We start from the raw sequence: 16,280 nt of genomic DNA, 5'->3' as shown, positions 1-16,280 counted from the left end.
GATTATATACCCAAATAGCACCCAGATGCAGGATTCTGAAGAAAAGTTCAACCCAATAAAACAAAGTCAATCCTTTAGCATAAAAACTAAAAATAGCACGTTGTAAATTTAGTTTGACAACAAGACGCATAACTGAATAGAGTGCTAGATGCACACAGCATGGTATTCGCAAAGAATACTTAAAATAAATACACCAAAACACAGCATTTAAAAGACATTACCGTTGCGCAGTATAGGGCGAGCGCTCAGCTTGTCATGTACTGCGGTATGTATCTCTTTAGAAAGATACATAAGATAAAAAGGACAATAAGCAATGGACTCCGCCGTTATAGATAAACCCCAATCCAAACTTTCCTTATTTTTTCGTTCGCTAGGCCCCGGCATATTAATGGCATCTGCTGCGGTCGGTGGCTCTCACCTCGTGGCATCAACCAAGGCTGGTGCGATTTATGGTTGGCAATTGGCTGCACTGATTCTGCTCGTAAACCTGTTTAAATACCCTTTTTTCCGAGCGGGCGTACAGTACACCATGGGGACAGGGCTGACCTTGGTTGAGGGCTACGCGAAATTAGGTCGGCCTTATCTATGGCTATTTCTATTTCTGAGCGTGGTATCGGCCGTCATCAATACCGCCGCTTTGTTGATGTTTAGCGCTAGCTTGCTGGGCTACTTCATTCCGTTTTCACTATCAATGGCATCACTCAGCATCATTGTGATTGTCACCTGCCTGATCATATTATTTGCTGGCCATTACAAAGCGCTCGATACGCTATCTAAAGTGATCATGTCGGTGTTAACTATCGCGACTTTACTCGCTGTTTCTATAGCCTTTGGTAACCCTGTTGAACAAGTGGCCAACTTCGAGCCGCCGTCACCTTGGTCTATTGCGGCTATTGGTTTTATCGTCGTGACAATGGGGTGGATGCCTGCACCGATAGAGATCTCCTGTTTAACCTCAGCATGGCTAAAACGCCAATCAAGCCAGCAAGAAGTAACATACCGCTCTGCTCTATTTGACTTTAATGTCGGTTATATTGGCACGGCGTTTCTTGCCATTATCTTTGTATCGCTAGGCTCTTTGATGCTTTATGGATCTGGCGTTGCGCTTGAAAGCTCTGGCGTTGGCTTCTCCCACCAATTGGTTGGCTTATATGCGGCAACGATTGGCGAATGGTCTCGTTACTTGATCGCGGTAATTGCGTTTTTCTGTATCTTTGGCAGCACGATTACCGTTATTGATGGCTACTCGCGCGTTATTTCGGATTCTCAACGCCTACTGCGCTCGCAACCAGACACTAACCCTAAAACCACTTCAGCGATCATGCTGGTAGTCTCCTTACTTGCATTGGGTATTGTGGTTTTCTGGGCTTCTGCGTTATTGCCTATGCTGAACTTTGCGATGATCCTCGCCTTTATGACCACGCCATTCTTTGCTCTGCTAAATTACACCTTAGTGAGCAAAACTGAGTTACCTGAGCCTTTGGCTGTTGGACCTAAACTAAAGTGGTTGTCGATTGCAGGCCTGATTTACTTGTTTGGCTTCTTGGCTGTATTTATCTGGTGGAAGTGGTTGATGTAAATGAGATAGCTATCAGTGATTAATGCATTCCGCATAAAGAAACTAAACCGTAAATAAAGAAAAAGGTCTTCAACTGAAGACCTTTTTTTAATGAGCAATAAATACTTACTTAGTTGTGGCTCACCACAATCAAACGCAGCGAGTCGAGCTGAACCTGAGCTTGGTTGATATAACCAGTAAGCTCTTTAATTTGTGCGTCGATAGCTTCAATTTCTTCGTCACGAATATTTGGGTTCACCGCTTTCAGTGCTTGCAAACGCTCAAGCTCTGCATTCAAACTGTGCTGCATATCTTGATGAGCTTGTTTGCGTACTTCTTCGACCTTCTCTTCAATAAGAACATCACCGGCTTCAATTAAGCGGTGTACGTCTTTCTGTACCGACGTAACCAACTTGCTACCTAAGTGACGGTTTACAGGGCTGAGCTGGCGGTTAAAGCTTTCAAACTCCACTTGAGCAGACAAATCATTACCACGCGAGTCCATCATTAAACGGATTGGCGTTTTCGGTAAGAAGCGCGCGATACCACTGCGTTTTGGCGCTTGCGCATCTACCGCGTAAATCAACTCAAGAAGAATAGTCCCGACTGGTAACGCTTTGTTTTTCAATAGAGATACCGCAGACGTCCCCACCCCTTCACTCATAAGAAGATCGATACCACCCTGGATCATTGGGTGTTCCCAACTGATAAAGTGCATATCTTCACGAGATAAAGCCGTATCACGATCAAACGTGATCGTCGCTCCTTCGTATGGCAGACCTGGATAGCTTGGCACCATCATGTGCTCAGATGGGGTCACAATCAGGGCGTTTTCACCTTTATCGTCTTGATTCAAGCCAATCGTGTCAAAAAGAGAAAGTGCGAAGGTGACCAGATTGGTATCGCCGTCAGTTGATTCAATTTTCTCAACGATTTGTTGTGCTTTTTCCCCGCCATTTGAATGCATTTCTAATAGGCGATCACGGCCTTGCTCCAATTGGGATTTCAGCTCTTTATTCATTTTTGCTGACGCTTCAATGATCTCATCTAGCGTGCTGGTATCACCAGAGGCAAGAATTTCAATCAGATCATCGGAGTACTTATCGTAAACAGCACGGCCTGTTGGGCAGGTTTCCGCAAAAGCGTTCAGGCCTTCATCGAACCAACGTGCTAAGATCGCTTGCGATGTGCCTTTCAGGTAAGGAACATGAATGTCGATATCGCGATTTTGACCGATACGGTCCAAACGACCAATACGTTGCTCAAGCAAGTCTGGGTTAAATGGCAAGTCGAACATGACAAGTTGGTTGGCAAACTGGAAGTTACGACCTTCAGAGCCGATTTCGCTACAGATAAGAACTTGTGCTCCACCTTCTTCTTGCGCAAAGTAAGCCGCCGCTTTGTCACGTTCAAGAATCGACATACCTTCGTGGAAAACGGTGGCGCGGATACCTTCACGCTCACGCAGTGCTTGCTCCAATTGCAGTGCGGTACTCGCACGAGAAGCAATCACGAGGATTTTCTCGCTGCGCTTCTCTTTTACTTTTTCAAGCAACCAATTCACACGCGAGTCAAACTGCCACCAGCTCGCGTCATCGCCTTCAAATTCTTGGAAAATTTCTTCCGGGTAAAGGTTCTTCATCGCACGTGCTTCAGAACTCATCTTACCGCCAATCATCCCAGCAACACGCATTGATGTAGTGTATTGCGGTGGAATATCCATTGGCATCAGATGCACGTTACGCGTAGGGAAGCCTTTGATGGCCGCGCGCGTGTTACGGAACAGAACACGCCCTGTACCATGACGATCCATCAAGTTATCGATCAGCTCTTGGCGTGCCGACGCTTTAGCTTCTTCGTCCGCTTCACTTTCGATAATGCGGAAAAGTGGTTCTACGTCTTGTTCAGACAACAACTCAGTGATCTGGTTTTTTGCTTCATTAGGTAGCTTTTCACCGGAAAAGAGTGAAGTAATCGCATCTGCTACGGGTGCGTATTGCTCTTCTTCCTCAACGAATGCTTCGTAATCATAGAAGCGGTCTGGATCCAACAAACGCAGACGAGCAAAGTGACTCTCACGACCAAGCTGCTCTGGCGTTGCAGTCAGTAGCAACACACCTGGAGTACGTTCAGCCAAGCCTTCTACCACTTGGTATTCACGGCTCGGTTTATCTTGGCTCCATTCAAGGTGATGCGCTTCATCGACAACCAGTAGGTCCCATTCACCTTCCAGTGCTTGTTCAAAACGCTTGCGGCTCTTGCGTAGGAAATCCAAAGAACACAGCACATATTGCTGAGTATCAAATGGGTTTTCTGCATCCGCAAACGCTTCGATACAGCGCTCTTCGTCAAAGATAGAGAAATGCAGATTGAAACGACGCATCATCTCAACCAGCCATTGATGCTGCAGTGTTTCAGGCACCACAATCAAAATGCGTTCGGCACGACCAGACAGAACTTGTTGGTGGATGATCATGCCCGCTTCGATGGTTTTACCCAAACCTACCTCATCCGCCAACAAGACGCGTGGCGCGTGACGACGGCCAACTTCGTGCGCGATGTAAAGCTGATGAGGGATCAAACCTGCACGCATACCACATAGGCCACGCATTGGGCTCTTATGCTGCTCAAACTGGTTGGTTAGCGCACGGTAACGCAGAACAAAGTTGTCCATACGGTCGATTTGACCGGCGTACAACTTATCTTGAGGTTTGTTAAAACGAATTTGGTTGCTAAGGAAAATCTCACGCAGAACAACAGCGGTTTCTTGCGTGTCTTCACGAGTACCGAAATAGGTGTAAAGACCTTCATCTTCCAGTACTTCTTCTACTTTTAGAGACCAACCTTCTTGGCAATCGATGACATCCCCAACATTAAAGGTGACTCGGGTAACAGGTGCATCGTTACGTGCGTAAACTCGGTTTTCCTCTGACGCTGCAAACATCAATGTCACAGTACGAGCATCCATTGCTACAACGGTACCTAAACCTAAATCGCTTTCCGTATCGCTAATCCAGCGCTGCCCCAAAGCAAATGTCATGAATTGACTACCTCGTTATTAGTTCTTGATTCGTATTTCTTGTTGGTCTACTCATGCCCGTGGGCATGGATAATAGTTTAGATCTGATTCTGGCTTCTGCTATGCCGATAGCATTCGTCATTTCAGTATGAACTGAGTATTTTTTAAGCCAGCTCAACATGATAAATCGGACGTAGCCTATACGCAGAAAAAGGTCGCTAATCTTACTTGAAGCTGTGATTTAGGTCACGCCGAAACCGCACCAAGCAGAAACTTTTTTTCCCAAACTCTAAATGCAATCAAATTGTAAAATACTCAAGCCAATTATTAAGTTGTAGAACGTAAATATTACGTATACTTCTAATGAGGGGCGTTTAAAACCATTGCATATGATTTAAGCGCGTTAGTACACGATTAGGATCAACACGGGTTTGCAGTAAGTTGTCTTGCTACTCGGTTGCACACTAGCCGACATCAGCCCGACAACCTCTATTGCAAGCAATCAGAGTTAGGTCACTTCACACCTATTTGGAAACGACCTAACAACTCGCATGCAGAGCCGTACTACGGCAAGGAGACGCTATGGGCGATACCGATCGGAAACTGTTTGTACTCGATACCAACATTCTTCTTCATGAACCCTTTGCCATCTTCTCTTTCCAAGAACACGATGTCGTTATCCCCATGACCGTGTTGGAAGAACTCGACCGAATCAAAGACAGCAAGCGCGACGTTGCAAGAGATGCGCGCGTAGCTATTCGCACCTTGGAAGATTTGTTTAAAGAAGCAACGCCAGATGAAATCTCTGAAGGTATTCCTGTTTCTAAAGACAACCCCGACCAAGGTACCATTTCCATTTTGGCGGATTTTGAACTGCAGGAAACCGTCAAAGCCTTCGCCGACAAGGCCGGTGACAACCGTATTCTCAACGCGGTGCTTTATCTGCAAAATAAACGTGCACCACGTGAAGTGGTACTGATCACGAAAGACATCAACATGCGTCTGCGAGCCAAAGGGGCTGGTGTACGCTTTGTTGAGGACTATAGAACCGACCAACTGATTGACGACATTCAATACCTAACCAAAGGCTTTCAATTGCGTGAAGGTGATTTCTGGAGCGGTATTGAGGAAGTAGAAAGCTATGCACTGGGCGGAAAAACTTACCACAAACTCAGTCGCGAACCCTTCGACCCAACCTTTATCAACCAATACGTTATTGATGAAGACAGTGACTTTGCTGGTCGCGTAGAAACCATCAATGAAGACAAGCTAACGCTTCTCGACCTGAGCCGCGAACGTCTAATGCATCGTAAGGCTTGGGACATCACACCTAAAAATATCTACCAGGGAATGGCGTTAGATGCCTTACTCGATCCAGAAATTGACTTGGTGATTCTAACGGGTGCAGCGGGTAGTGGTAAGACATTACTGGCAATGGCAGCAGCATTGGAGCAAACCATTGAAAAAAGCATGTTCGATAAAATTATCGTAACACGTAACACGCCAGATATCGGTGAATCCATCGGCTTCTTACCCGGCTCCGAAGAGGAGAAAATGATGCCGTGGTTAGCGGCGGTGACCGATACCTTGGAAGCACTACATAAACACGATCACTGCACTGAAGGCTCATTGAAGTACATCTGCGATAAAGCCAACATTCAATTTAAATCGATCAACTTTATGCGTGGCCGTTCGATTCAAAATGCGTTTGTACTGCTTGATGAGTGTCAAAACCTCACTGCATCACAAATCAAAACCATCATTACCCGCTGTGGCGAAGGAACCAAAATCGTCTGCTCCGGTAACTTGGCGCAGATTGACTCTCATTACCTCACCCCAGTGACATCAGGATTGACGTACATGGTTGAGCGCTTCAAGAACTTTGAAGGCAGCGCAAATATTCACCTCAACGGTGTGGTTCGTAGCCGCTTGGCGGAATTTGCTGAAGAAAACCTGTAATTGACACCGACTCACAAAGCAAAAGAGCGCTCTAATGAGCGCTCTTTTTATAACGATTCGACTGAGTTACTCAGTGCCACCCACTGTCAGTGAGTCCAGCTTCAAGGTCGGCTGACCAACACCAACCGGCACACTTTGACCTGCTTTACCACATACGCCAACGCCCTTGTCGATACTTAAGTCGTTACCGACCATAGACACTTGCTGCATTGCTTCGATACCTGAGCCAATCAACGTCGCACCTTTAACAGGGCGCGTAATTTTACCGTTTTCAATCAAGTATGCTTCGGATGCAGAGAACACAAACTTACCCGAAGTAATGTCCACCTGGCCGCCACCAAAGTTTGGCGCATACAAACCTTTCTCGACCGTCGAGATAATTTCTTCTGGCGTATGTTCACCTGGAAGCATGTAGGTGTTGGTCATGCGAGGCATTGGCAAGTGTGCATACGACTCACGACGACCGTTACCCGTTGGATTTACACCCATGAGCCGCGCGTTTAGCTTGTCTTGCATATAGCCTTTCAGCACACCATTCTCGATAAGCGTGTTGTACTGACCGTTTACCCCTTCATCATCCACATTCAGTGAACCACGAAGGTCTTTTAACGTGCCGTCATCGACGATGGTACACAGCGAAGACGTCACTTGTTGACCCATTTTGCCAGAGAAAACCGAAGATTCCTTCCGGTTAAAATCACCTTCTAGGCCATGACCTACCGCTTCGTGTAGCAACACGCCAGGCCAGCCAGAACCCAATACCACTGGCATCATGCCAGCTGGTGCTGCTTCTGCTTCAAGGTTGATTAACGCCATGCGAATCGCTTCGTCTGCGTAATGAAAAGCTTGTTTCACACCATTGCTTTCCGTTAAAAAGAAATCGTAACCGAAACGGCCGCCGCCACCAGCGCTACCGCGTTCACGTCGTTCGCCTTTTTGTGCGAGCACGCTAATAGACAAACGCACCAAAGGACGAATATCGCCTGCATAAGTACCGTCTGTTGCCGCAACAAGCATCTGCTCATGCACACCGCTGATGCTGATCGAGACTTCTTTAATCAATGGTTCTTTAGTGCGGATGTAAGCATCTAGAGATTTGAGCAATTCTGTTTTTTGCTGCTTTTCCCATTCAGCTAGTGGATTCACAGCGGCGTAGTACGCTTGGTTTTCGGTGCGTTTAAACGCTTGGACTTTACCATTCTGCCCTTGCTGAGCAATACCGCGCGCCGCCATTGCACTCTGCTTCAGGCCTTCAGGCTGGATTTGATCAGAGTAGGCAAAGCCGGTTTTCTCGCCAGTTACTGCACGGACACCAACACCACAATCAATGTTAAAAGAGCCATCTTTGATGATGCTATCTTCTAGAACCAGAGACTCATGCCAGCTGGACTGAAAGTAAATGTCCGCATAATCGATCTGGCGCGTAGCAATGCTGGCAAGCGTGTCAGCAATGTCTTGTTCTGTCAGACCATTTGGGGCAAGGAGTGCCTGTTCTATTTGGTTTGTGCTCATAGTTAGCTCTTTTATTTCCGTCTCAATTCATTTTGAAAGCGACTGTGTTGAGTCAGCGGCATATTCTGCCTTACTTGTTGGCTTTGTGACAAATCTATCTCTGTCACCAATAAGCCTACTTCATCCTGAAGCTGCTTATGGATACGTCCCCAAGGGTCAACGACCATCGAGTGTCCCCATGTTTTTCGTCCACATGGATGCGTTCCAGTTTGTCCGCTTGCCAAAATCCAACATTGTGCCTCAATCGCTCTAGCTCGCAATAATACTTCCCAGTGAGCTTGCCCCGTCACAGCGGTAAACGCAGCGGGCACCACAATGATATCCGCCCCTTCTTGACGCAATACTTTATAAAGTTCTGGGAAACGTAAATCATAACAAATGCTCAATCCAACACTGCCGATATCAGTTTCCGCAACGACTATTTGATTACCCGCCATAAACGTATCCGACTCACGATAACTACCATAACCATCGGCTACGTCGACATCAAACATATGCAGTTTGTCATAGTGAGCAATGCATTTACCGTGCGGCGGCAATACAAGTGTTGTGGTGGTGACACCTTTTGCGGTTTGAATGGGCATGCTTCCGACAATCAGCGTTAACTGGTTCTTTCTGGCGATTTCACAGAGCCGCTGTTGAATCATGCCACTGCCAAGTGGCTCTGCATGTTGATGATAAGCTTCGCGACTGGAAAATAGCACTGTATTTTCAGGAGTAAGAACAAGTTTGGCACCTTGCTTGCTCGCTAAAGCACACTGTTTTTCAATGAAGTCCAAATTCGCGTTAATATCCGGACCCGAAGTCATTTGAATAATGCCAACACGCTCCATGTGTTTCCTCCCTATTCCATTATATTCGGTGAGTTATTTGGCCTGTTCACGCAGTTTTTCTGGCAGCTTGTATTCACCTTTACTTCGCGAAATTTCTTTCACCGTTGGTGAATCTAGTGGGCCTTTCACTTCATAATTGACTTGAGTGAAGACCTCAACCACCGGAGATATCACCGTAGAGATGGCCAAGACATACAAAGCAGTTTGAGGCGCAACGGCAAACGCGGTCAGCATTGGTAGGCCTGATGTGATGTCTGGTGTGAATTTCACTTCCGCATCAACCATTCTGCTGTTCATATTAGCGATGCCGCGGATTTGCATTTCCCCTGCTAACGCATCCATTACAATATCATTGGTGATAAACACACCGTCTTGGATTTTGCCCGTTCCCGTGATCGAGTTGAATGCCATGCCTTTATCGAATACGTCGGTAAAGTCGAGCTGCATCTTACGGATGATAGAATCCAAGCTAAACAAGCCTAACAAGCGTGCCGCACCACTAACTTCACTGATCACGCCTTTACCAAATTCCGTTGAGACGTTTCCTTGCAAGGTTTGTGTCTTCATTGACCAAGGTGCGCCGTCCCATTCCATATTGGCATTGATCTCAAATGGTGCTTGTTGAATGCCTGATGTAATACCAAAGCGCTCCATAAGATCGGTGTTGTTATCACCTTTCATTTTCATGGTTAAGTTGGAATGACTACTCTCTTTCGTCAGGTCCCACCAACCACTCATATCAATGCGGTTTTTGCCGCTACTAAAGGTGATATTTTTCCACTCCAAGCGGTTCTGGCGACGCTGCAAATCAACATTCACTTTGCCCACTTTGTAGCCTTGCAGCCAAAAATCATCAATGTTCAAAGTTAAGTTTGGCATCTCAGCGTGAAACTTGCGGTCAAAATTGGTAATCAAAGGTGCGTTTTGATCTTCACTCGCAAAGATTGAGCTGCGCTCTTTGGTCATCTCTTCAAACCCTGGGATGTACAGATGCAAGTGCTCAAAAGAGACCGATAGATCATAGGGTTTCAGATAGTTAGCTTTCCCTTTAACCTCTTGACTGTCCACATCGAGTTGCCAACTCAAATTTTTCTTGCTTGCTGAAAAATCCACATCATGAAACTCAATCCCACCGAGCTGTAAGTTTGGCGTTTCAACTTCAATGCGTGTCGGCAATGGAATGGTCGGCGTTTTCATGCTTGCCAAAACAGACGATGAAGGCTTGCTCTCAGAGACCTGCGCAAGCTCAGCCCATTGGTCTAAATTCAGTTCTTCGACACGCACCGAAGCATCGTGCCCGACAATAGGACTAATCCGGAAGCCACCTTTGCCAACCATTAAATGAGTCGCAGTCAGAACCGGGACATCGCCAGCGATATCTATCTCAGTTTGATACTTCACATTTGGGATCTGTAGTCTTGCTGAAATACTCTCTTGGTTGCCGGATGCTTGCAGTTTCGCTTGCCCAGACTCGCCAATTTGTTTCGCTAAAGGATAAGGATATTGACTAGCCAGACGATTTAGCTGCGCCAGCACTTCAAGCTGATAAGTGAAACCAACATCATTGAGTTGCAAGTCAATGTCCATTTGCCACGGCGCATGGCCAGAAACAAGGTTTAACCAACGCTCACCGACATAGGGTTTGAGAGGCTCGACATCCCAATCTCCTAGTGTATTAATTGTCACGTTGTAGCCTTGCTCCGCACTCTCTCCATGGAAATCAAGAGAGATAGGCTGTTGTAATAATTCGGCCGACAAACCCGATGTGGTAACCACATCATTGTCGAAGGTGATACGCCCTGTGGCGTTTTCAAGCGTCATTGGCGGCGCTTCAACATCAACACGATTTTCTGTTAAATCGGCATAACCCCAAGCGCGAGACTCTTTCTCAAAATCAAACGGTATATTGAGTTGGAACTCAGAGTAAACGGGCCCACTCACTTGCAGCGCTGTCAATGCGGCACCGACTGAATCCACTAATGGCGTCGCCATCATGTAGTCACGGACTTCATTACCCGGCGCGCTTGCTTTCGCTTCAATCTCGATGTGTCCACCTTCTGCCAACTCAGGGATTCGCCCAGTGATACGCTTGGCATGAACGCCATTTAGTGTGGCTGATTTTGAATCCAAATACATGGCATCATTTTCAAACAGCAAGTCTAGCTGCAAATCCGTGATGGTTGGCCATGCCGTATCAAAGCTAAATTTCGCGTCTTTTAATCCAACCCAAGCTTGGAACATGCCATTATGTTCTTTGTAAGGAAAATCACCTAACTCGCCATACCACAACAATTTTGCTGTGTTCACTTTTCCACCCTGAATCGCGGTCGAAAGATAGTCGGTCAAGTCTTGCCCAAGTGCCAGAGTCGGTAGATAGCGCCATGTTTCACCCGCGTTGTAGAGATCCGCTTCGGCATAGAACGATAAAAATGGGCTTTGTTCTTTTGGAAAATCAAGACGGAATGCCCCCAAGACTTGAAGATCAGGCGTTGCTGCCGTCACTTTATCCGCCCACAAACGCCAACCCGCATCATCTTGCTGCCAGATAATATCGACTTCACCTTGTTTGATATTCAGCGGAGCTTGGAATACATCGCCGTACGGAAAGACATCATCAATGACGGTGACTTTTGCTTTAGCTTGATTCACATCCCCCGATACGCTGCCCTGTACGTGATGAAACCCGGGTAGGAGCTCCCATTGTGTCATCGCGAGTTCATCCAGTTCAGCCGAGTAGCGTAAGGTGTCTAAACCACCGTTCATTGACAATCGGACATCTTCGACCCGACCTTTCGGTGCTAGTTTGTTAATAAGGTCACTGGTCGACTCTGACTCTGGAGCCAGCTTGATGAGCGGAATGAGTGCTTCTATGTCGAGTTGAGAGAGATTAAGCATCCAGCCGTTTGGTTGCCAATCAAACGCGACGTCTAGCTCTGGCCAAGGGGTATTATCGGTTCTGATCTGAAGTGAGTGACCATTTACTTTCCAGCCTTGTTTATCTGGTCGAAGATTGAAAATTCCAGACTCAATAAACAGCTCATGATGTCCATCTTCATTCCACACCAACTCGGAAGGCAGCAATTCAACATAAGCATCATGCGGTTGGCTATGTTTGAGCGTTAGCCAAGTATTTAAGCTGACTTTACCCGACTCTGCTCCTGACTCTTCTTGCATGTAAGTGGTCAGCCAAGGTGTGACCGAGACATCTTGAGCACTCACGTAAAACTCACCAGATACATCGCGCAACGAGCCATGATCTTTAAAGTTAGCGCTTACTAACAATGAGTTCAGGCGAACATCGGCAATGCTAACCGTGCCTTCGGCTACGTGACGTTTCCCTTGATTGCTCCAACGAAGCTGCTCAATATCTAAACGGCGAGTTTCACCAGACACCGACTTATACCAAATCCGTGAATCGCTAATAGTGAAGTCTTCGAACTGACGTAAAAGAAGTGAGTCGAGTTGGTCAATGAGTTTCACTTCGCTCTTATCCACTTCAGGCTTCGGATCTTGACGATGAGAAGTCGGCAGAATGTCTACCGTGTGAATGTCTAAAGCGAGGTTATGAATGGTAAGGTCTGCAACTACAGGTTTAAGTTGAAAAAGAGATTGAATAAGGTCGAACTCAATTTGGACTTCTTCAACAGCGAAGCGTGCATCTTGCACGTTTGGTAGATTTGCCTCTAAACCCAGTAACGCAATTGAGGGATGATTATTGCGCCACGTCCCTGCGACATTAGCAATAGAAACGTCAAAACCTGTGCCTTGTTTGACCCAGGTTTTGATCTCATCTTGGAAATGGTTAAGTTGCGGCAGTGTGACGCGAAGCGTGGTTACTAATATGGCTAATAACACCAATACAGTAACTAAACTCCACGCACAAAAACGCCCAAAACGGTTAACACCAGAATTCACAAATGTTCCAAATTACATCATTACGACGTCAAACTGTTCCTGAATGTACAGGGGTTCAGCCTGAACTCGCACTTGCTTGCCAATAAATACTTCGAGCTCTGCCAACGCATGAGACTCATCGCCCAATAGCGCTTCAGCAACAAACGGCGATGCGTACACGACAAAATTATCGGCGTCGTAAGCACGGTTCACACGAGTAATCTCGCGTAATATCTCAAAGCATACGGTTTCGACCGTTTTCACGCTGCCACGGCCTTCACAAGTAGGACAGCCAGAACACAAGATATGTTCAATACTTTCTCGTGTGCGCTTGCGCGTCATTTCAACTAAGCCAAGCTGGGTAAAGCCGTTGATGTTGGTTTTTACTCGGTCTTTCGCCAGCGCCGTTTCCAGTGAGGTAAGTACTCGCTGACGATGCTCTTCGGATGCCATATCGATAAAATCAATAATGATGATACCGCCGAGGTTACGTAAACGTAGCTGACGCGCAATAGCTTGCGTTGCCTCTATATTGGTATTGAAGATAGTCTCTTCGAGATTACGACGACCAACAAATGCACCCGTGTTGATGTCGATGGTGGTCATGGCTTCGGTTTGATCGATGATCAAATAGCCGCCCGATTTTAGCTCGACCTTGCGCTCTAAAGAACGCTGAATTTCGTTTTCGGTGTCGTACATGTCAAAGATTGGCTTGTCACCTTCGTAAAGCTCAAGCTTATCTGTTAACTCCGGTACATACTCAGAAGTGAATTCTTTCAGGTTCTCGTATTCAAGGCGGGAGTCGACCATGATCTTATCGAGCTCTGTGCCAACAAAGTCACGCAGAATGCGTTGAGCTAAGCCGAGTTCACCGTAAAGTGTTGAACGCGTTTTGTATTTTGAGCGACGCTCCATGACTTTTAGCCACAAACGCTTTAGAAATGCCGCATCTTGAGATAGCTCTTTTTCATCAGCGCCTTCTGCCGCGGTACGAATGATAAAACCACCGTGCTCATCGCAGTAATGGTTCACCACCTTTTTCAAACGCTCGCGCTCTTTTTCACTTTCAATACGCTGCGAAACACCGACATGGCTGGCCCCCGGCATAAAAACAAGATAACGCGAAGGTAAGGTGATATCCGTCGTTAAACGCGCACCTTTTGTGCCGAGCGGATCTTTGACCACTTGCACAACAATGTCTTGTCCCTGGCGTACCAGCTCAGAGATATCACGGACTTGAAACTGCTGTTTTTCGTTTTCTGCCACACATTCGGTATGAGGAACAATATCTGACGCATGTAAAAATGCCGCTTTATCTAAACCAATGTCGACGAAAGCCGCCTGCATACCTGGTAACACTCGGCTTACTTTGCCTTTGTATATATTGCCCACAATACCGCGACGCGATTCGCGCTCGATATGTATTTCTTGTAGTACTCCACCTTCAATCATGGCCACACGAGTTTCACTCGGGGTCACGTTAAGCAGCAATTCTGCACTCATGTGCACACCTCAAAACAATTATAAAAATTCTTGAATTAGCTGATCGGTTTCGAACAAAGGTAAGCCTACTACAGCGTGATAACTGCCTTCGATTCGGGTGACAAATCGCCCTCCGAGTCCCTGAATACCATAACTTCCAGCTTTATCGCATGGCTCTCCTGACTGCCAATATTGTTCGATTTCTTCGTGAGTCAGTGGTTTGAACCACACGTCAGTGGTAACGACCACTGAATGTTGTTGTTCCGATGATACAACGCTCACCGCAGTCATCACTTGATGACGACGACCCGATAAGTCAGTAAGCATACGCTTTGAATCTTCAAAACTTTTTGGTTTTTCTAGCACACGGTCATCGCATACTACGACCGTATCAGAGCCCAATACAACGGAATCAGGCTTAGCCAACGCTAAGCCTGCCTGAGCTTTTTCCAAAGAAAGACGCAACACGTAATCTCGTGCTTGCTCATGAGCCTGTTTGGCTTCCTCAACATCAGGCAATACGATCTCAAAATCATAACCCAGTTGAGCAAGCAGCTCTTTTCTTCTCGGAGAACCCGATGCGAGAACGAGAGATAAGCTTTTCTTCACCGCTTTACCTTACGTGCCATGCACGACGAACTCGTCGCATTAATAAAAACATCCATGGCCAAAGTATACAGTTTATTGCCGCCGTCCACAGAGATAATGGATTAAATACTACGTCCTGGTTCAAATATTCCCCACAGAATATCAGAACTTCCAATAACGCAGTAAAAAAGGCAATTAAAATCGACTGTTGCCACAAAGCCATGTTGCGAATCAACAGGAAATTCAGCGCCACGAGGTAGATAACGATCGACATCATCATGCCACGAATTCCAAGCGTTGAGCCGATCAAGATATCCCACAATAAGCCCAACACTAGCGCAGTTCCGACGTTCACTCGGTGTGGTAGTGCCAACACCCAATAACACGTGACAAGGAACAACCATGACGGACGTAACACATCTAACACACCTGGCCATGGAATGGTTTGCAGTACCAGCGCAACGAAGAAACTGACGCCAATCACCATTCGGCTACTCAATACATTATTGGCCATCGGTTACCTCTTGTTCTTGCTCTAACCCTTCATCTACATTGGACCGCAGTACTTTGTGTTGACGGTCTTCATTCGGCCAAATCAGCAGTAGGTAGCGTAAGCGATCAAACTCCACAACCGGCTCAGCCTTGATTGAAGCGAACTCTTGACGCGTATCGTGATCCACATTGGTAACCGTCGCGACTGGGTATCCCTCAGGGTAAATACCACCTAAACCGGATGTCACCAATAAATCACCAACCTGAATATCTGTGCTGGTTGGAATGTGCTCCAGTTGGATTTCATCCATTTCACCATTGCCCGATGCGATCACTCGGATATCATTGCGGATCACCTGGACAGGAATTGCATTTTTCGCGTCCGTTAGCAGCAGAACACGTGCGTTGTGCGCTGCGACAAACGTAACCTGACCAACGATGCCTTTCTCGTTGATAACAGGCTGACCAACGTAAACACCATCAATACGGCCTTTATCGATCACCACTTGATGACGATAAGGTGAAGTATCCACCGCCATTACTTCTGTCACGACTTTCTTTTCATCACGGACAAATGAAGATCCTAACAACTTACGTAGGCGTTGGTTTTCTTCTTTATATTGGTCGAGCAAGATAAGCTCGCTTTTCAGGCGTAGCACTTCTCGCTTTAAGCTGCGATTGCCTTCAACCAATGCCTGATGAGAATTAAAACGTTCAAATACGCCATCGAACATACTACGAGGCAAATTCGCTGCGTACTGAATCGGTGCAACCATACTGTTTAGTAGGTATCGAACGTTGGAAAACGTATCTAGACGACTATCGGCCAGCATTAAGCTCGCCGACACGATGACAGCAAAAAACAGACGTAATTGCAGAGACGGACCTCTGCCGAAAATCGGTTTCATCTTGTTTTTGACCTGATTGCTTCCATGATTATTGA

10 protein-coding genes are annotated in these 16,280 nt (G+C 46.5%); 2 read left to right on the top strand and 8 right to left on the bottom strand.

What is annotated here, in order from left to right:
* Positions 1-313 precede the first annotated feature (313 nt).
* Positions 314-1,579, top strand: coding sequence for an NRAMP family divalent metal transporter (locus tag R7R78_RS18950; RefSeq protein ID WP_005381130.1), 1,266 nt, complete (start codon positions 314-316; stop codon positions 1,577-1,579).
* A gap of 109 nt (positions 1,580-1,688) precedes the next feature.
* Here R7R78_RS18950 and rapA read toward each other — a convergent pair whose 3' ends face one another.
* Positions 1,689-4,598, bottom strand: a complete 2,910-nt coding sequence (gene rapA / locus R7R78_RS18945) for an RNA polymerase-associated protein RapA (RefSeq protein ID WP_005388434.1) — start codon at positions 4,596-4,598, stop codon at positions 1,689-1,691.
* A 561-nt stretch (positions 4,599-5,159) separates the two neighbouring features.
* On the opposite strand from rapA, the gene R7R78_RS18940 reads away from it, so the two are divergent.
* Entirely contained in the window at positions 5,160-6,536 is a 1,377-nt protein-coding gene (locus R7R78_RS18940; RefSeq protein WP_005381133.1) for a PhoH family protein, read from the top strand.
* Between the two features lie 66 nt (positions 6,537-6,602).
* Here R7R78_RS18940 and tldD read toward each other — a convergent pair whose 3' ends face one another.
* The 7 genes from tldD to mreC are packed head-to-tail and all read right to left on the bottom strand — an operon-like array spanning position 6,603 to position 16,245.
* Entirely contained in the window at positions 6,603-8,048 is a 1,446-nt protein-coding gene (tldD, locus tag R7R78_RS18935; RefSeq protein ID WP_005381134.1) for a metalloprotease TldD, read from the bottom strand.
* An 11-nt stretch (positions 8,049-8,059) separates the two neighbouring features.
* The gene (locus R7R78_RS18930) at positions 8,060-8,881 is read right to left on the bottom strand and encodes a carbon-nitrogen hydrolase family protein (RefSeq protein ID WP_137282388.1); all 822 of its coding nucleotides are present in this window, start codon (positions 8,879-8,881) and stop codon (positions 8,060-8,062) included.
* A 33-nt stretch (positions 8,882-8,914) separates the two neighbouring features.
* Positions 8,915-12,796, bottom strand: a complete 3,882-nt coding sequence (locus R7R78_RS18925; protein ID WP_225474132.1) for a YhdP family protein — start codon at positions 12,794-12,796, stop codon at positions 8,915-8,917.
* 12 nt (positions 12,797-12,808) lie between these two features.
* Complete coding sequence (gene rng / locus R7R78_RS18920) at positions 12,809-14,278, bottom strand: ribonuclease G (protein ID WP_005381138.1); 1,470 nt, start codon at positions 14,276-14,278, stop codon at positions 12,809-12,811.
* A gap of 18 nt (positions 14,279-14,296) precedes the next feature.
* On the bottom strand, positions 14,297-14,866 hold the full coding sequence (locus tag R7R78_RS18915) for a Maf family protein (protein WP_017821310.1): 570 nt from the start codon (positions 14,864-14,866) through the stop codon (positions 14,297-14,299).
* 4 nt (positions 14,867-14,870) lie between these two features.
* Positions 14,871-15,359 carry a rod shape-determining protein MreD gene (gene mreD / locus R7R78_RS18910; protein ID WP_005381141.1) on the bottom strand — a complete coding sequence of 163 codons (489 nt, stop codon included), beginning with the start codon at positions 15,357-15,359 and terminating at the stop codon, positions 14,871-14,873.
* Positions 15,349-16,245, bottom strand: a complete 897-nt coding sequence (gene mreC, locus R7R78_RS18905; RefSeq protein WP_005381142.1) for a rod shape-determining protein MreC — start codon at positions 16,243-16,245, stop codon at positions 15,349-15,351. Before mreC ends, mreD begins: the two co-directional genes overlap by 11 nt.
* Between the last annotated feature and the right edge of the window lie 35 nt (positions 16,246-16,280).

Source organism: Vibrio sp. 2134-1, assembly GCF_033339495.1.
This window is presented reverse-complemented; position numbering and strand designations above follow the sequence as displayed.